Raw genomic sequence first — 16,520 nt, forward strand, 5'->3', positions numbered from 1 at the left:
CGCGCGCGATCGCGCGCCGGGCGCGACCGTGCGGGCCCACGCCCGGCGCAACGCTGAGCGCCGTCCGTGCGACGTTGAGCGACGGCGGGCGAGCGGGCGCTGACGCGGCGGATACCAACGGGTACTCTCATCGCGATATGAGCACCGAGAACCTTCCCCAGAGCCCTGAGCAGCCGACGCGCAAGCCGCGCGTGGCCGTCGTGTTCGGCGGGCGCAGCTCCGAACACGGGATCTCCACGGTCACCGCCGGCGCCGTCCTCAAGGCGATCGACCGGACCAAGTACGACGTCCTGCCGATCGGCATCACGCGGGAAGGCCGTTGGGTGCTCACGGCCGACGAGCCGGAGCGCATGGCCATCACCGAGCGCCGCACCCCCGACGTCGACGACCTCGCCGAGTCCCACGAGGGCGGCGTGGTGCTCCCCACCGACCCCGGCAGCCGCGAGGTCGTCTACAGCGAGCCCGGCTCGGTGCCCAAGGCGCTCGGCGAGGTGGACGTCGTCTTCCCGGTGCTGCACGGTCCCTACGGCGAGGACGGCACCCTGCAGGGCCTGCTGGAGCTGTCCGGCGTGCCCTACGTCGGCTCCGGCGTGCTCGCCTCGGCGGTCGGCCAGGACAAGGAGTACATGAAGCGGGTCTTCACCTCCTTCGGGCTCAAGGTCGGCCCGTACGTGGTGATCCGGCCGCGCGAGTGGGAGCGGGACACCTCCGCCGCCCGGAAGAAGATCATCGACTTCGCCGGGGACCACGGCTGGCCGCTGTTCGTCAAGCCCGCCCGCGCCGGTTCGTCCATCGGCATCACCAAGGTCGACGACCTCTCGGGCCTGGACGAGGCCATCGAGGAGGCCCGGCGGCACGACCCGAAGGTCCTGGTGGAGGCCGCGCTGCGGGGCCGCGAGATCGAGTGCGGGGTGCTGGAGTTCGAGGACGGCCCGCGGGCCTCCGTGCCGGCCGAGATCCCGCCGCCCCAGGCGCACGCGTACTACGACTTCGAGGCCAAGTACATCGACTCCACGCCCGGTGTCGTGCCGGCCCCGCTGACCGAGGAGCAGACCGCCGAGGTGCAGCGGCTCGCCGTCGAGGCGTTCGAGGCGGCCTCCTGCGAGGGCCTGGTCCGCGCGGACTTCTTCCTCACCGAGGACGGCGAGTTCGTGATCAACGAGATCAACACCATGCCCGGCTTCACGCCCATCTCGATGTACCCGCAGATGTGGCAGGCCAGCGGGATCTCCTACCCGGAGCTGGTGGACCGCCTGGTGCAGGCGGCGCTGCGGCGCCCGACCGGGCTGCGCTGAGCACCGTAGGGGCCGTACGGCCCCCGCGGTGGTGCGGCGTCAGTCGGCGATCCCCTCGGGGATCGCCTTCTTGACGGCCGGGGCCAGGTCGACCAGCGGGGCCACGCCGCGCTCCGTGCGGTCCGCGGGGATGGTCACCTCCACGTAGGCCAGGCGCAGCGTGGTGGTGAAGCGAAACGATCCGTCGCTCTGCTTCTGCAGCAGCCAGCCGACACCGTTCACGTCCGCGCCGTCCGCTTCCGGGTCGTCCATCGCGGCGGGCCGCGGGACACCGCAGCGCAGTATGATCGCCGGGCTTCCCCAGCCCGCGGTCAGCACGGAGGCGGGCCGGGGATCCGTGCGGCTCAGCCCGTCCACCTTCCGCGGCAGCGCCTTGTCCAGGTTCCGGCACAGCTTCGTCACCGCCGCGTCGGGGCGGGGAACCGCGGCGGTGGCACTGTCGTCACTCGAGGAACAGCCCGTGACGGTGATCAGTACGGCGGCGATCGGCACGGCGAGCGCGGGCAGGCCGTGAAGCCGGTGGCGGAAGGAACTCACCGGGCCAAGGGTAGACGGGGGCTACAGATGCACGACCGGGCAGGTCAGGGTGCGTGTGATGCCGTCCACCTGCTGGACCTTCGCCACCACCATGCGGCCCAGCTCGTCCACGGTGTCGGCCTGCGCCCGCACGATGACGTCGTACGGTCCTGTCACGTCCTCGGCCTGGATCACTCCGGGCAGTTTGCTGATCGTCTCCGCGACGGTCGACGCCTTGCCGACCTCCGTCTGGATCAGGATGTACGCCTGTACCACGGAACCTCCAGGGCGGCCACGAGGATCATGTGGGGAAAAGGAACGCCACGGTACCGCGTCGCCGTGTGCCGCGGGGAGACCCGCGGAGCACGTGGCCCGCGCGCCGGGGTGCAGGTAGGACAGAAGGTGACGGTTCTTACGACCGTAGCGAGGACCGCGCGGACGCGCGACCGGGACGCGATCAGGGCCGTACAGCGACAGCAGGGACAGAAGGGGCGAAAGGACAATGAAGGGCACTGTTGGTGAGCTCGGGGAGTTCGGGCTCATCAGGGAGCTCACCTCCCGTCTCACCACCACCCCGGCGGTCCGGGTCGGCCCCGGCGACGACGCCGCCGTGGTCGCCGCCCCGGACCGCAGGGTCGTGGCGAGCACCGACATACTCGTCGAGGGGCGGCACTTCCGCCGCGACTGGTCCACGGCGTACGACGTGGGCCGCAAGGCGGCCGCGCAGAACCTCGCCGACATCGCCGCCATGGGCGCCGTGCCGACCGCGCTGCTGCTCGGCCTGGTCGTCCCCGCCGAACTCCCGGTGACCTGGCCCACCGAGCTGATGGACGGCCTGCGCGACGAGTGCCAGGTCGCCGGCGCCTCGGTGGTCGGCGGTGACGTGGTGCGCGGGGACACGATCACGGTGTCCATCACCGCCCTCGGCGACCTGCGCAACCACGAGCCGGTCACCCGCGCCGGCGCCCAGCCCGGCGACCTCGTCGCCGTCACCGGCTGGCTGGGCTGGTCCGCGGCCGGGTACGCGGTGCTCTCCCGCGGCTTCCGCTCCCCGCGCGCCTTCGTCGAGGCCCACCGCCGTCCCGAGCCGCCGTACCACGCCGGTCCCGCCGCCGCCGGGCTCGGCGCCACCGCCATGTGCGACGTCAGCGACGGGCTGATCGCCGACCTCGGGCACATCGCGGAGGCCAGCAAGGTCCGGATCGACATCCGCTCCGGCGCCATCGACATCCCCTCACAGATGAACGACATCGGGCAGGCCGTCGGAGTCGACCCGCTGCAGTGGGTGCTCACCGGGGGAGAGGACCACGCGATCGTGGCCACCTTCCCGCCGGACGTGAAACTGCCGGCCCGCTGGAAAGTGATCGGCGAAGTGCTCAACCCCTCGGCCCTGCCCCAGGTCACGGTCGACGGCGCGCCGTGGACCAAGAAGGGCGGCTGGGACCACTTCGGGGACGGGGAGGTCGAGTCATGAGCGCCGCACCCCCTCGTGTGCTCACCGTCGCCGGCTCCGACTCCGGCGGCGGCGCCGGCATCCAGGCCGACCTGAAGACGATGCTCGCCCTCGGCGTGCACGGCATGAGCGTGCTCACCGCGGTGACCGCGCAGAACTCGCTCGGCGTGCAGGGCGCCTGGGAGCTGCCGGTGGAGGCCGTGCGCGCCCAGTACCGCAGCGTCGTGGACGACATCGGCGTCCAGGCCGTCAAGACCGGCATGCTGTCCTCACCGGAACTGGTGGAGACCGTCGCCGAGTTGATCGCCGGCACCGACGCCCCCGTGGTCGTCGACCCGGTCGGCGTCTCCAAGCACGGCGACCCGCTGCTCGCCGCCTCCGCAGTGGAGTCGGTCCGCACGAAACTGCTGCCGGTGGCGACCGTGGCCACGCCCAACCTCGACGAGGTGGCCCAACTGACCGGCGTCCAGGTCACCTCGGAGGACCAGCTGCGCGACGCCGCGTCGGCCGTCCTGGCGTACGGGCCGGCCTGGGTGTTGATCAAGGGCGGGCATCTGTCCGGCGAGGCCGTGGACCTGCTCACGGACGGCTCCGAGGAGCACTGGCTGCGCGCCCCCCGCCTCGACAACCGGCACACCCACGGCACCGGCTGCACCCTCGCCTCCGCGATCGCCTCCCAGCTCGCCAAGGGCGACGCCGTGCCCCAGGCCGTCACGGCGGCCAAGCAGTACGTCACCGGCGCCATCGCCGCCGGCTTCGCGCTCGGCACGGGCATCGGCCCGGTGGACCACGGCTGGCGGTTCCGCGGGACTCACACCGCCGGGTAGGCGCGCAGCTCGATGGCGGTGGCCGCCTTTTCCGCCGCGCCGGCAGGTCGGGCAGCGCCGGGCCGCGCCACAGGGCCAGCGCCTCGCGCAGCCGGGCACCGGCCCGGCCGGAATCGCCGGCGGCGAGCAGGCCGCCCCCCTGCTCGACCAGCGTTTCGAAACGGTGGATGATCGACCGCGTCGGGCGGGACGGCCAGGCGGTAGCCGGCCGGGACCGCCTCCACGGCCGCCTGCGGGCCGAGGCGCCTGCGCAGGCGGGAGATCTGCGACTGCGGGGCGAGATCTGCGAATGCAGGGCACTCGCCGCCCCGGCGGGCGGCTCGGCGCCGTACAGGCTGTCGATCAGGCGCTGCGGGGAGACGGGCCGGCCGGCGTCCAGGAGGAGCAGGGTGGGCAGCGCGCGGGGGCGCGGGCCGCCCGGCGCGACCGGGGTGCCGTCGTCGGTACGGATGTCCAGCGGACCCAGGATGCCGAAGCGCATTCCCCGGATTCCGGCAGGTGGTGGGGTCCTGCGCCGGGGATGCGTTTGGGATGCGCGCCCTCACCCGGGTACGGCAAAAAGCCGGTCCACCCGGAGGTGGACCGGCTCAGTGCAGCGAACCAGCAGTGGCCGCGCGCTGTGGGCTTCTCGTTCGGATCAGGTCGGATCCGAACGAGAAGCCCAGCTGTTGCTGTGCGTCAGCGCGAGACCTTGCCGGCCTTGATGCACGAGGTGCAGGCGTTCACGCGCTTCGGCGTCCCGCCGACCACGGTACGCACACGCTGGATGTTCGGGTTCCAGCGGCGGGACGTACGGCGGTGCGAGTGCGAGATGTTGTTGCCGAAGCCCGGCCCCTTGCCGCAGACGTCGCAGTTGGCAGCCACGGGTCACTCCAAAGACTTCAGATGCACTTACGGTTGATCCGGCATGCCGGGATCCAGATCTCAGGCTCCCAGGGAGCGATTCTGAAATCCGAGTGGCGTTGCCAGGGGAAAAAGCCCGATCGGGATCGGGCAACCGGAGCAGCATACAACGGCTGCTCCCGTACAGCGAAACTACCATGACCGCCGCAGCGTCCGTCCCGGGGCCCGTCCCGGGCCTCTTCCGGCGGGCGGCGGGCCCGGGGACTACGCTGCGTGCAGCTCGGCAGCACAGCAGCTCAGGGAGGCGCAGGTGGCGCAGGTGCCGCAGACGTTCGACGCGCCGGCGGTGCGCACCTGGTGCTCGCTGGCGCTGCGGGCGCTGGGGCGGGCGCGCGAGGAGATCGACGCCATCAACGTCTATCCCGTGCCCGACGGGGACACCGGCACCAACCTGTACCTGACCGTGGAGTCGGCCGTCGCGGCGGTCGAGGCGGTCTTCGCGGCCCACGAGGCCGGCGGCGCGGCCACGGGTCCGCGCGGCCCCTCCCTGGCCGAGGCCGCCCGCGCGATGGCGCACGGCGCGCTCATCGGCGCCCGCGGCAACTCCGGGACCATCCTCGCCCAGCTGCTGCGCGGCATGGCCCAGGTCCTCGCCGACGACGGCGAGAGCGCGCGTGCCGACGGGCACGGTCTGCGGCGCGCGCTGCGGCACGCCGCCGACTCCGCCCGGCAGGCGGTGGCCCACCCGGTCGAGGGCACGGTCCTGTCCGTCGCCTCCGCCGCAGCCGAGGCGGCCACCACCGCCGAGGGCGACTGCGGCACGGTCGCCCGCGCCGCCTACGACGGGGCCCGCGCGGCCCTCGCCGCGACCCCCGGCCAGCTGGCCGCCCTGGAACGCGCCGGAGTCGTCGACGCCGGCGGCCGGGGTCTGGTGGCGGTGCTCGCCGCCCTGGTGGAGACGTTCACCGGGGAGGCGCCCCCGGCGGTCCCCGCGGCCGCCGTCGCCGTGTCGGCGCTACCGGCGGGCGGAGCCGGGCAGGGCGCCGTGCAGGGGGACGGGGAGCGGGCGACCGTGCCGCACGCGCGCGTGGAGCCCGCCGAGCGGCAGGCACGGCAGACGGCAAACGCCTGGCCGCCGCCCGCGCCCGCCGCGCCCGGCCCGGCCTTCGAGGTGATCTACCTGCTGGAGGCCGAGGACGCCGCCGTGGCCCGGCTGCGGCGGCGGCTCGACGCGCTCGGCGACTGTCTCGTCGTGGTCGGCGGCGACGGGCTGTGGAACGTGCACGTGCACGTCGACGACGCCGGCGCCGCCGTGGAGGCGGGTGTCGAGGCCGGCCGGCCCCACCGCATCCGGATCACCCACTTCGGCGCGGGCGACGCGCACACCGGGGGCCTTGGCCTGCCGCCCCGGGAGCGCGCCCAGCGCGCCGTGGTCGCCGTCGTCCCCGGCGAGGGCCTGGCCCGGCTGTGCGCCGAGGCCGGGGCCACCACGGTGCTCGCCCGGCCCGGGGAGCCCCCGGCCAGCGGGGAACTCGTCCAGGCGGTGCGGCGCGCGCACGCGCGCGAGGTGGTGCTGCTGCCGGGCGGTGCCGAGCTGTACGACACCGCCGCCGCGGCGGCGGAGCAGGCCCGCGGGGAGGGCGTCCGGGTGGCTCTCATCCCGACCCGCTCGCCGGTCCAGGGCCTGGCCGCACTCGCGGTGCACGAGCCGGGGCGCCGCTTCGACGAGGACGTGGTCGCGATGACGTCGGCGGCCGGCGCCACCCGCCACGCCGAGGTCGCCGTCGCCGAGCGCCGCTCGTGGACCACCGCCGGCATCTGCCAGGCCGGCGACGTCCTCGGCCTGATCGAGGGCGACGTCGCCGTGATCGGCTCGGACGTCACCGCCACCGCCGTGACCGTCCTGGACCGCATGCTCGCCGCGGGCGGCGAACTGGTCACCCTGGTCCTGGGCGACGACGCCCCGCCGGACGTCGCCGAGCACCTGGAGCACCACGTCCGCGAGTCCTATCTGGCCGTGGACACCGTGGTCTATCACGGCGGCGGGCAGGGATCCCTGCTGCTCGTCGGGGTGGAGTGACCGGGGCCGCCCTCCGGTCCGCGACCTCCGGCCGCCCGGGCCTTGAGCCCGCACCGACCATGCGTTTGTTGTGGCTTGTGCCGGATTGTCCGAGGCGTGTGCCGGATTGTCAGTGCCGTGGTGTGCAATGGATCTCGTGCCCGCACTGGAAGAACCACTGAAGAAGGTGCTCGGCCCCGCCACCGCGAAGGTGATGGCCGAGCATCTCGGCCTGCACACCGTCGGCGACCTCCTGCACCACTACCCGCGCAGATACGAGGAGCGCGGCCAACTCACCCACCTCGCCGACCTGCCCATGGACGAGCACGTCACCGTGGTCGCCCAGGTCGCCGACGCCCGCCTGCACACCTTCGCCTCCCCCCGGGCGCCCCGCGGCAAGGGCCAGCGCCTGGAGGTGACGATCACCGACGGCAGCGGCCGGCTCCAGCTGGTCTTCTTCGGCAACGGCGTGCACAAGCCCCACAAGGAACTCCTGCCGGGCACCCGCGCGATGTTCGCCGGCAAGGTCTCCGTCTTCAACCGGCGGTTGCAACTGGCGCACCCCGCCTACGAGTTGCTGCGCGGCGACGGCGAGGAGGCCACGGAGTCCGTGGAGTCCTGGGCCGGTGCGCTCATCCCGATCTACCCCGCCACGGCCAAACTGGAGTCCTGGAAGATCGGCAAGGCGGTCCAGACCGTGCTGCCCAGCGCGCAGGAGGCCGTCGATCCACTGCCCGAGTCGCTGCGCGCGGGCCGTGGCCTGGTCACCCTCCCCGAGGCCCTGCTGAAGATCCACCGTCCGCACACCAAGGCGGACATCGCCGACGCCCGCGCCCGGCTGAAGTGGGACGAGGCCTTCGTGCTGCAGGTGGCGCTGGCCCGCCGCCGGCACGCGGACGCGCAGCTGCCCGCCGTGGCCCGCCGGCCGCGCCCCGACGGCCTGCTCGCGGCCTTCGACGACCGGATGCCGTTCACCCTGACCGAGGGCCAGCAGAAGGTCTCCCGGGAGATCTTCGCGGACCTGGCGACCGAACACCCCATGCACCGGCTGCTGCAGGGCGAGGTGGGCTCCGGCAAGACGCTCGTCGCCCTGCGCGCCATGCTGGCCGTCGTCGACGCGGGCGGGCAGGCCGCCCTGCTCGCGCCCACGGAGGTGCTGGCCCAGCAGCACCACCGGTCCGTCACCGAGATGATGGGCGAGCTGGCCGAGGGCGGGATGCTCGGCGGCGCCGAGCACGCCACCAAGGTGGTGCTGCTCACCGGGTCCATGGGCGCGGCCGCCCGCCGCCAGGCGCTGCTCGACCTGGCCACCGGTGAGGCCGGCATCGTCATCGGCACCCACGCGCTGATCGAGGACAAGGTGCAGTTCCACGACCTCGGGCTCGTCGTCGTGGACGAGCAGCACCGCTTCGGCGTCGAGCAGCGCGACGCCCTGCGCGGCAAGGGCAAGCAGCCGCCGCACCTGCTGGTCATGACTGCCACGCCCATCCCGCGCACGGTGGCGATGACCGTCTTCGGCGACCTGGAGACCTCCGTGCTGGACCAGCTCCCGGCCGGCCGCTCGCCCATCGCCAGCCATGTCGTCCCGGCCGCCGACAAGCCGCACTTCCTCGCCCGCGCCTGGGAGCGGGTGCGCGAGGAGGTCGCGCAGGGCCACCAGGCGTACGTGGTGTGCCCGCGCATCGGGGACGAGGAGGACGACAAGAAGGCGAAGAAGTCCGCCGAGGACGACGCCGACAAGCGCCCGCCGCTCGCGGTCCTCGACGTCGCCGAGCAGCTCGCCCGCGGCCCGCTGAAGGGCCTGAAGGTCGAGGTGCTGCACGGCCGTATGCAGCCCGACGACAAGGACGCCGTGATGCGCCGCTTCGCCGCCGGGGAGACGGACGTCCTGGTCGCCACGACCGTCATCGAGGTCGGCGTCAACGTGCCCAACGCCACCGCCATGGTGATCATGGACGCCGACCGCTTCGGCGTCTCCCAGCTGCACCAGCTGCGCGGGCGCGTCGGCCGGGGTACGGCGCCCGGCCTGTGCCTGCTGGTCACCGAGATGCCCGAGGCGAGCGCCGCCCGGCAGCGGCTGAACGCGGTCGCCGCCACCCTCGACGGCTTCGAACTCTCCCGCATCGACCTCGAACAGCGCCGCGAGGGAGACGTCCTCGGCCAGGCCCAGTCCGGCGCCCGTTCCTCCCTGCGGGTCCTCGCGGTCATCGAGGACGAGGAGATCATCGCCGAGGCGCGTCAGGAGGCGGCGGCGGTGGTGGCCGCCGACCCGGAGCTTCAGCGGCTGCCGGGCCTGCGCACGGCCCTGGACGCGCTGCTGGACGAGGAGCGGGAGCAGTACCTGGAGAAGGGCTGACAGACTGGGAGCACTCACCCCGTGTGCGCCGAGCGACAAGGATTCGAGGACATGACCCGCGTGATCGCCGGCCGGGCCGGCGGACGCCGCCTGGCCGTCCCGCCAGGGAGCGGCACCCGACCCACCTCCGACCGGGCGCGGGAAGGGTTGTTCTCCACCTGGCAGTCCCTCCTCGGCGGCCCCCTGGACGGCGAACGCGTCCTCGACCTGTACGCCGGCTCGGGCGCCGTGGGCCTGGAGGCCCTCTCCCGCGGCGCCGGGCACACCCTGCTCGTGGAAGCCGACGCACGGGCGGCCCGCACGGTCCGGGAGAACGTGCGCAGCCTGGGCCTGCCCGGGGCCGAGGTCAGGGCCGGCAAGGCCGAGCAGGTGCTGCGCACAGCGCCGCCGCAGGAGCCGTACGACATCGTCTTCCTCGACCCGCCGTACGCCGTCTCGGACGACGATCTTCGGGAGATTCTGCTCACACTCCGCTCTGAGGGGTGGCTCGCCGAAGAAGCCCTCGTCACCGTGGAGCGCAGCACCAGAGGCGGGGAATTCCGGTGGCCGGAGGGCTTTGAGGCACTGCGGGCCCGGCGCTACGGCGAAGGAACCTTTTGGTACGGTCGCGCCGCCTCTACGTGCGAAGACGCACGATGACCGGACCGGAGAGCGAGGGATCACAAGTGCGCCGCGCCGTCTGTCCCGGGTCGTTCGACCCGATCACCAACGGACATCTCGACATCATTGCCCGCGCCTCCCGCCTGTACGACGAGGTCTACGTGGCGGTGATGATCAACCAGTCCAAGAAGGGCCTGTTCGAGATCGAGGAGCGCATCGACCTCATCCGGCAGGTCACCGCCGACTACGGCAACGTCCGCGTCGAGTCCTTCCACGGCCTGCTCGTCGACTTCTGCAAGCAGCGCGACATCCCCGCCATCGTCAAGGGCCTGCGCGCCGTCAGCGACTTCGACTACGAGCTGCAGATGGCCCAGATGAACAACGGCCTCTCCGGCGTCGAGACGCTCTTCGTGCCCACCAACCCCACCTACAGCTTCCTGTCGTCCTCCCTGGTCAAGGAGGTCGCCGCATGGGGCGGCGACGTCTCCCACCTGGTGCCGCCGCAGGTCCTGGACGCGCTGACCCGCCGGCTGCGGAAGGACTGAGGCGGCGCCGGGGGAGCGGCGAGCCCCTGACAGTCCGTCACCCGGTGTCCGGCGCACGTCCCATGGTCGTACAGTCGTCCCGTCCGTCTCCAACACCTCGGCAGGGAGTGGCGAGCACACCGTGGACGTGCAGAAGAAGCTCGACGAGATCGTGGCCACGGTCTCCGGCGCCCGGTCCATGCCCATGTCGGCCTCGTGCGTGGTCAACCGGGCCGAACTGCTCGCGCTGCTGGAGGAGGTCCGCCAGGCGCTGCCCGGCTCCCTCGCCCAGGCCCAGGAGCTGATCGGCGACCGCGAGCAGATGGTCGAGGAGGCCCGGCGCGAGGCCGAGCGGATCATCGAGTCCGCGCACGCCGAGCGCGGCTCGCTGATCTCCGACACCGAGATCGCCCGCCGTGCCCAGGCCGAGGCCGACCGGATCCTCGCCGAGGCCCGCAAGGAGGCCGAGGAGATCCGCGCCGAGGCCGACGCCTACGTCGACTCCAAGCTCGCCAACTTCGAGGTCGTCCTCACCAAGACCCTCGGCTCGGTCGGCCGCGGCCGGGAGAAGCTGCTCGGCACCGGACCCGGTCTCGACGAGGACGGCTACGCGGACGAGGACGCCCCCGAGCGCAGCCACGACCCGGAGACCCTGCGGCGCGACGCCGACGCCTACGTCGACGCCAAGCTGGGCGCCTTCGAGGCGGTCCTGGCCAAGACCCTGGAGGCCGTCGGCCGGGGCCGGCAGAAGCTGCACGGGCGCATCGCCACCGACGACCTCGGCGCCCTCGCCGACGACACCACCACCGTGCAGCATTCCAGCGACGCCGACTACCTCGCCGACCTCGCGGCCCTCGCCGACGCCCCGGCGGCCCCGGTGACCCGGCGCGCCGAGGTGCCCGCCCCGCCGCAGCAGCCGCCCTACGAGCCGCAGCCGGCCTACGGCTACCCGCAGCCCGTGGCGCAGACCGACCCGTACGGCTATCCGCAGGGCTACGGTCAGCAGCCGGACCCGTACGGCTACCCGCAGCAGGCCGACCCGTACGCCGCCGCCCCCGGCTACGCCCCGGCGGACGGCACCGCTTACCAGGGCTACGACACCGGGCAGCAGCCGCCCGTCTACGACCCGCACCAGCCCCACCAGCCCCAGCAGGCGCAGCAGGAGCCCCGGACGGAACAGCCCCGGCAGGGATACGCGCTGGACGAGACCAGCCTGTTCGACACCAGCATGATCAGCGCCGAGCAGCTGCGGGCCTACGAGCAGGGCCGCGGCCTGTAGGGAGCGCCGTCGCCCCGGGCACGACGGCCCCGGATTGGGCCGGGAGCGAAAGGTCCAGTATCCTGGCTGTTCGGTCGCGAGTACGTCCGCGATCAGCGCTGCCCGGGCGACACCGCCGGCGGCGTCCCTCACGAGTTCGGAAACCGAAAGCAGGAATGGCTCACAACGCCCGCCTCGACCACCGCAACCCTCTCGTGCTCGACACGCACGAGCTGGGACGGCGGCCCGGCGCGCTGCAGCGCCTGACCCGCACGGTCCCCGCTCCCAAGGACTTCGGTCTCAAGGGAGTGATCGGAGTGCCGGAAGGCGCCCCGGTCGAACTCGACGTCCGGCTCGAGTCGGTCATGGAAGGTGTCCTGGTGACAGGGACCGCCCGTGCACGGGCCGAGGGGGAGTGCGTAAGGTGTCTGGAGCCGCTTCAGCTCGACGTCGAAGCGGACTTCCAGGAGATGTTCTCGTACCCTGACGCCGACGACCGGGGCCGCGTGATCGCGGAACCGGGCGACGACGCCGAGGACGACGAGGACAGGCTCTTTGTCGAGGACGGTCTGATCGACCTCGAACCTCTGCTGCGGGATGCGGTGGTGCTCGCACTGCCGATGCAGCCGGTGTGCCAGGAAGACTGCCCGGGTCTGTGCTCCGAGTGCGGAGCACGGCTCGCGGACGACCCGGACCACCACCACGACGCCGTCGACATCCGTTGGGCGGCTTTGCAGGGACTCGCCGGCACCATCAGGGACGGCGAGAAGGACGAGATCAGCGGCGCCGATGCGGGCGCCGACGAGAAGCAGGAGAAGTAGCCGTGGCCGTTCCGAAGCGGAAGATGTCGCGCAGCAACACGCGCCACCGCCGGTCGCAGTGGAAGGCTGCGGTCCCCACCCTGGTTGCGTGCGAGCGCTGCCACGAGCCCAAGCAGCAGCACATCGCGTGCCCGTCGTGCGGCACCTACAACAAGCGCCAGGTCCTCGAGGTCTGAGCGGCTGGTGAGAGGCACCGTGTCCACGGCGAAGAAGAACTCTTCCCGCGCGAGCGGGAGTGGCCCAGCGGACAACAACGCCTCGTCCCACACGCTTCTGGAAGGGCGGCTCGGCTACCAGGTCGAGTCCGCCCTTCTGGTGCGAGCGCTGACCCACCGTTCCTACGCGTACGAGAACGGCGGTCTGCCGACGAACGAGCGGCTGGAGTTCCTCGGTGACTCCGTCCTCGGTCTCGTCGTCACGGACACGCTGTACCGCACCCACCCCGACCTGCCCGAGGGCCAGCTGGCCAAGCTGCGGGCCGCGGTGGTCAACTCGCGTGCGCTGGCGGAAGTGGGCCGCGGGCTCGACCTGGGGTCCTTCATCCGGCTCGGCCGCGGTGAAGAGGGCACGGGCGGCCGGGACAAGGCATCGATCCTCGCCGACACCCTGGAAGCGGTGATCGGCGCGGTCTATCTCGACCAGGGTCTGGAAGCGGCCTCCGAACTGGTGCACCGCCTGTTCGACCCGCTGATCGAGAAGTCCTCCAACCTCGGTGCCGGCCTGGACTGGAAGACCAGTCTGCAGGAGCTGACCGCGACCGAAGGGCTCGGCGTTCCCGAGTACCTGGTCACGGAGACCGGCCCCGACCACGAGAAGACCTTCACTGCTGCCGCCCGCGTCGGAGGCGTCTCGTACGGCACCGGCACCGGCCGCAGCAAGAAGGAGGCGGAGCAGCAGGCCGCCGAGTCCGCCTGGCGGGCCATCCGGGCCGCCGCGGACGAGCGTGCCCGGGCGGCCGGTGAGGCCGCCGCCAAGGACGGCGACCCGTCGTCCGCCACCGCCTGAGACAACCGCACACGCAGCACCAGCACCACCAGCAGTACCCGAGCGCCCGTACCCGAGCCCCGCGGCTCAGGTGCGGGCGCTCGGACCGTCCACCAGACCCGGTGGCCCGTACGGCCCGGCCCCTCACGGTCCGGCCGTGGGGGCCGCACGGTCCCCACGGGGGTTTGCGATGCCCGAGTTGCCCGAGGTCGAGGTCGTCCGGCGGGGCCTGGAGCGATGGGTCGCCCATCGCTCGGTCACCGACGCCGAGGTGCTGCACCCGCGCGCGGTACGCCGCCACCTGGCCGGACCCGACGACTTCACCCAGCGCCTGAAGGGCCGGCACATCGGCACGCCCAGCCGGCGCGGCAAGTACCTGTGGCTGCCGCTGGAGGAGTCCAACGAGTCGGTCCTCGCCCACCTCGGTATGAGCGGCCAGCTGCTGGTGCAACCGCACGAGGCGCCCGACGAGAAGCACCTGCGGGTGCGCATCCGCTTCGCCGACGCGCTCGGCACCGAACTGCGCTTCGTCGACCAGCGCACCTTCGGCGGCCTGTCGCTGCACGACAACACCCCCGAGGGCCTGCCCGACGTCATCGCGCACATCTCCCGCGACCCGCTCGATCCGCTGTTCGACGAGGACGCCTTCCACCGGGCGCTGCGCCGCAAGCGCACCACCATCAAGCGGGCCCTGCTCGACCAGTCGCTGATCAGCGGCGTCGGCAACATCTACGCCGACGAGGCGCTGTGGCGGGCGCGCATCCACTACGAGCGCCCCACGGCCGGCTTCACCCGCCCGCGCACGGCCGACCTGCTCACCCACATCCGGGACGTGATGAACGAGGCCCTCGCCGTCGGCGGCACCAGCTTCGACAGCCTCTACGTCAACGTCAACGGCGAGTCCGGCTACTTCGACCGGTCCCTGGACGCCTACGGCCGCGAGGGCCTGCCCTGCCGCCGCTGCGGCACGCCGATACGCCGCCGGCCCTGGATGAACCGCTCCAGCTACTTCTGCCCGAAGTGTCAGCGGGCCCCGCGCGCGGCGTCGTAACGCGCGCGGGCCGCCAGCACCTCGTCCATCCGGCCCTCCACGCACTGGATGAGGGCCAGCAGGCGCTCGGCGACCTCGCGGCCGAGCGGGGTCAGCTCGTAGTCCACGCGGGGCGGGTTCGTCGGCTGGGCCTCGCGGTGCACCAGGCCGTCGCGCTCCAGCGCGTGCAGCGTCTGGGACAGCATCTTCTCGCTGACGCCGTCCACGCGGCGGCGCAGCTGGTTGAAGCGGAGCGAGCCCTCGTGCAGGGCGCCCAGGGTGAGCGCGCCCCACCGTCCCGTGACGTGCTCCAGCGTGGTGCGCGACGGGCAGGCCCGGGCGAAGACGCTGTAGGGGAGGTCCGGGGCCGGGACATCCTGCGCGGGGAGGTCCTGCCGCGGGGTGCACTCCGGTGTGATGCTCATGACGGAAGCGTACGCGACCACAGCGCTGTCCGGCAGGAAGCGCTCACCGCCGGACGGGCAGCGGTGCACAGGCGCGGACGCGGGCTCAGTAGCCGAAGTCCTGCGTCCACCACGGTCCGCCCGGGCCGTAGTGGACGCCGACGCCCAGGGTGGTGAAGTCGCAGTTGAGGATGTTGGCCCGGTGCCCGGGGCTGTGCATCCAGGCGTCCATCACCGCCGCCGGGTCGGCCTGGCCCCGGGCTATGTTCTCCCCGCCCAGGTCGGTGATGCCGGCCCGGGCCGCCCGGTCCCACGGCGAGGCGCCGCTGGGGTCGGTGTGGTCGAAGAAGCCCTGGTCGGCCATGGCCCGGCTGAAGTCCTCGGCCAGCGAGGTCAGCGCGCCGCTCGCCGCCACCGGAGTGCAGCCCGCCTTCGCGCGCTCCTGGTTGACGAGGACGAGCACCTGCGCCTCGGCCGCCGTCTCGGAGGAGCCCGTCGCCGGGGGCCGGGTCCGGGGCGAGGCGGACGTGGCCGTGCCCGACGGCGGGCCGGCCGGGGTGGCGGCGGTCGTACCGGTCCCGGCGGGCGCGGGGGCCGGCCCGGGGCCGGCCGGGGGGGGGGGCGCGGGCGGGGGCGGGGCGGGGGCCGGGGCGGGCGCCGAGGCCGGGGCGGCGGGGGGGGACGAGGGCGAGCGGCCCGCGCCGCGGCCCGCGCCGGGCGCGCCCGCCCCGCCCCCCCGCGCCCTGCCCGCCGGCGCCCCCCCCCCCCCCCCCACGCCCGCCCCGCGGGGACCCCTTAGAATGCACAGCTGCTAGGCATCACTAGAGACATGCGTGCTGCGTTGCGACTTTGTTGTTTTTCTGCGCAGCGGCCCCGCCAGACTCCACCCCGTAGGGGGCCGTCGGCGGCGTCAGATGGGTATAAGGGACAGGCCCCGCCCTGCTCGCTGACGCCGTTCGACGGGGAACTCGCGGCCCGCACGCGGTCCGCGCCCCCGCCCGAGCCGCCCGGCGTGTGGTGGGGCAGCCCGGGGATCGCACCGCTGGTGACCGCGACCGTGCCGAGGGCGACCGCGGCCGAGACCCCGAGCAGACCGGTGCGCACCGGCGTGGCCGCCTTCCTCCTGCGGCGGCGCCGGGGCCCGGGCCGGCCGGCGCGGCCATAGCCCTCGGCCGGGAAGGAGACGGTGGCGGCAGTGCCCACGGGGTCCTCGCCCGTCGCGAAGAGGTACTCCTGGGCCCGTGCGGTGGCCTCGGCGTACAGGTCCGGGTTCAGGTACGGCGCGATGCCCCTGCGGTCGTCGATGCCCCCGAGGTCGTCCACGCCCCCGCGGGCGTCCGCGTGCGGGGCGTGAGGGACGTGGCCCTGTCCGTACGAGCCGTGCGCGTGCCGTGTCCCCGTGGCACGGTCCGTGGTGGCGCGGCCGGCGGCGGAGCGTCGGTGGCGTCCCATGTCCTGGCCTTCCTCCCCCTGGCGGTCGACGCGCTTCCTGAGCCGTCGCGACCAACCGGCCTCACTCGATCGAGTGAGTTTCATATGAGATTCATTGG

17 protein-coding genes and 1 pseudogene are annotated in these 16,520 nt (G+C 73.3%); 12 read left to right on the forward strand and 6 right to left on the reverse strand.

Annotated elements, in window-relative coordinates:
- The first annotated feature begins 137 nt into the window (after window positions 1-137).
- Window positions 138-1,295 (forward strand): D-alanine--D-alanine ligase family protein, encoded by a 1,158-nt coding sequence (locus GV126_RS23280; protein WP_159670062.1) that lies wholly within the window; start codon window positions 138-140, stop codon window positions 1,293-1,295.
- 39 nt (window positions 1,296-1,334) lie between these two features.
- On the opposite strand, the gene GV126_RS23285 is transcribed toward GV126_RS23280, so the two are convergent.
- Both GV126_RS23285 and GV126_RS23290 read right to left on the reverse strand, forming a co-directional pair.
- On the reverse strand, window positions 1,335-1,832 hold the full coding sequence (locus GV126_RS23285; RefSeq protein ID WP_159670064.1) for a DUF3515 domain-containing protein: 498 nt from the start codon (window positions 1,830-1,832) through the stop codon (window positions 1,335-1,337).
- A gap of 21 nt (window positions 1,833-1,853) precedes the next feature.
- Window positions 1,854-2,087, reverse strand: coding sequence for an Lrp/AsnC family transcriptional regulator (locus tag GV126_RS23290; RefSeq protein WP_030612688.1), 234 nt, complete (start codon window positions 2,085-2,087; stop codon window positions 1,854-1,856).
- A gap of 226 nt (window positions 2,088-2,313) precedes the next feature.
- On the opposite strand from GV126_RS23290, the gene GV126_RS23295 reads away from it, so the two are divergent.
- A complete protein-coding gene (locus tag GV126_RS23295; protein WP_159670066.1) occupies window positions 2,314-3,285 on the forward strand; it encodes a thiamine-phosphate kinase in 972 nt (323 codons plus the stop codon).
- Complete coding sequence (gene thiD, locus GV126_RS23300; protein ID WP_159670068.1) at window positions 3,282-4,091, forward strand: bifunctional hydroxymethylpyrimidine kinase/phosphomethylpyrimidine kinase; 810 nt, start codon at window positions 3,282-3,284, stop codon at window positions 4,089-4,091. The genes GV126_RS23295 and thiD overlap by 4 nt, the downstream gene beginning before the upstream one ends.
- Here the strand turns inward: thiD and GV126_RS23305 are convergent.
- Together GV126_RS23305 and rpmB are read right to left on the reverse strand one after the other, a co-directional pair.
- Window positions 3,997-4,572: an AfsR/SARP family transcriptional regulator gene (locus GV126_RS23305; protein WP_328707347.1), complete on the reverse strand. Its 576-nt coding sequence runs from the start codon at window positions 4,570-4,572 to the stop codon at window positions 3,997-3,999. The two genes, thiD and GV126_RS23305, sit on opposite strands and share 95 nt — an antisense overlap.
- 197 nt (window positions 4,573-4,769) lie before the next feature.
- Window positions 4,770-4,955, reverse strand: a complete 186-nt coding sequence (rpmB, locus tag GV126_RS23310) for a 50S ribosomal protein L28 (protein ID WP_003993230.1) — start codon at window positions 4,953-4,955, stop codon at window positions 4,770-4,772.
- A gap of 289 nt (window positions 4,956-5,244) precedes the next feature.
- On the opposite strand from rpmB, the gene GV126_RS23315 reads away from it, so the two are divergent.
- From GV126_RS23315 to mutM, 9 genes are all read left to right on the forward strand, one after another.
- Complete coding sequence (locus GV126_RS23315; protein WP_159670070.1) at window positions 5,245-7,014, forward strand: DAK2 domain-containing protein; 1,770 nt, start codon at window positions 5,245-5,247, stop codon at window positions 7,012-7,014.
- Between the two features lie 127 nt (window positions 7,015-7,141).
- Complete coding sequence (gene recG / locus GV126_RS23320) at window positions 7,142-9,349, forward strand: ATP-dependent DNA helicase RecG (protein WP_159670072.1); 2,208 nt, start codon at window positions 7,142-7,144, stop codon at window positions 9,347-9,349.
- Window positions 9,350-9,400: 51 nt separating this feature from the next.
- A complete protein-coding gene (rsmD, locus tag GV126_RS23325) occupies window positions 9,401-9,988 on the forward strand; it encodes a 16S rRNA (guanine(966)-N(2))-methyltransferase RsmD (RefSeq protein ID WP_028425267.1) in 588 nt (195 codons plus the stop codon).
- 26 nt (window positions 9,989-10,014) lie between these two features.
- Window positions 10,015-10,494 carry a pantetheine-phosphate adenylyltransferase gene (gene coaD, locus GV126_RS23330; protein ID WP_185947899.1) on the forward strand — a complete coding sequence of 160 codons (480 nt, stop codon included), beginning with the start codon at window positions 10,015-10,017 and terminating at the stop codon, window positions 10,492-10,494.
- A 121-nt stretch (window positions 10,495-10,615) separates the two neighbouring features.
- Complete coding sequence (locus GV126_RS23335; protein ID WP_159670076.1) at window positions 10,616-11,752, forward strand: F0F1 ATP synthase subunit B; 1,137 nt, start codon at window positions 10,616-10,618, stop codon at window positions 11,750-11,752.
- A 155-nt stretch (window positions 11,753-11,907) separates the two neighbouring features.
- Window positions 11,908-12,552 carry a YceD family protein gene (locus GV126_RS23340; RefSeq protein WP_159670078.1) on the forward strand — a complete coding sequence of 215 codons (645 nt, stop codon included), beginning with the start codon at window positions 11,908-11,910 and terminating at the stop codon, window positions 12,550-12,552.
- A gap of 2 nt (window positions 12,553-12,554) precedes the next feature.
- Entirely contained in the window at window positions 12,555-12,728 is a 174-nt protein-coding gene (gene rpmF, locus GV126_RS23345; protein ID WP_003951102.1) for a 50S ribosomal protein L32, read from the forward strand.
- A gap of 7 nt (window positions 12,729-12,735) precedes the next feature.
- Window positions 12,736-13,557, forward strand: coding sequence for a ribonuclease III (rnc, locus tag GV126_RS23350; RefSeq protein ID WP_159670081.1), 822 nt, complete (start codon window positions 12,736-12,738; stop codon window positions 13,555-13,557).
- A gap of 169 nt (window positions 13,558-13,726) precedes the next feature.
- Window positions 13,727-14,587 carry a bifunctional DNA-formamidopyrimidine glycosylase/DNA-(apurinic or apyrimidinic site) lyase gene (gene mutM, locus GV126_RS23355; RefSeq protein ID WP_159670084.1) on the forward strand — a complete coding sequence of 287 codons (861 nt, stop codon included), beginning with the start codon at window positions 13,727-13,729 and terminating at the stop codon, window positions 14,585-14,587.
- Here mutM and GV126_RS23360 read toward each other — a convergent pair.
- Complete coding sequence (locus GV126_RS23360; RefSeq protein WP_202035997.1) at window positions 14,560-14,991, reverse strand: winged helix-turn-helix transcriptional regulator; 432 nt, start codon at window positions 14,989-14,991, stop codon at window positions 14,560-14,562. The two genes, mutM and GV126_RS23360, sit on opposite strands and share 28 nt — an antisense overlap.
- 85 nt (window positions 14,992-15,076) lie before the next feature.
- Window positions 15,077-16,422 (reverse strand): annotated as a pseudogene (locus GV126_RS37720) (CAP domain-containing protein).
- Between the last annotated feature and the right edge of the window lie 98 nt (window positions 16,423-16,520).

Source organism: Streptomyces mexicanus, from assembly GCF_902506575.1.
In the GTDB taxonomy this organism is placed as follows: domain Bacteria; phylum Actinomycetota; class Actinomycetes; order Streptomycetales; family Streptomycetaceae; genus Streptomyces; species Streptomyces mexicanus.

Excerpts from the sequence above, each read along its gene's own strand:
- GV126_RS23280 (WP_159670062.1), top strand. The coding sequence starts at position 138 with ATGAGCACCGAGAACCTTCCCCAGAGCCCTGAGCAGCCGACGCGCAAG.
- recG (WP_159670072.1), top strand. The coding sequence starts at position 7,142 with ATGGATCTCGTGCCCGCACTGGAAGAACCACTGAAGAAGGTGCTCGGC.
- GV126_RS23305 (WP_328707347.1), bottom strand. The coding sequence starts at position 4,572 with ATGCGCTTCGGCATCCTGGGTCCGCTGGACATCCGTACCGACGACGGC.
- GV126_RS23360 (WP_202035997.1), bottom strand. The coding sequence starts at position 14,991 with ATGAGCATCACACCGGAGTGCACCCCGCGGCAGGACCTCCCCGCGCAG.
- thiD (WP_159670068.1), top strand. The coding sequence starts at position 3,282 with ATGAGCGCCGCACCCCCTCGTGTGCTCACCGTCGCCGGCTCCGACTCC.
- GV126_RS23295 (WP_159670066.1), top strand. The coding sequence starts at position 2,314 with ATGAAGGGCACTGTTGGTGAGCTCGGGGAGTTCGGGCTCATCAGGGAG.
- mutM (WP_159670084.1), top strand. The coding sequence starts at position 13,727 with ATGCCCGAGTTGCCCGAGGTCGAGGTCGTCCGGCGGGGCCTGGAGCGA.
- GV126_RS23340 (WP_159670078.1), top strand. The coding sequence starts at position 11,908 with ATGGCTCACAACGCCCGCCTCGACCACCGCAACCCTCTCGTGCTCGAC.
- rsmD (WP_028425267.1), top strand. The coding sequence starts at position 9,401 with ATGACCCGCGTGATCGCCGGCCGGGCCGGCGGACGCCGCCTGGCCGTC.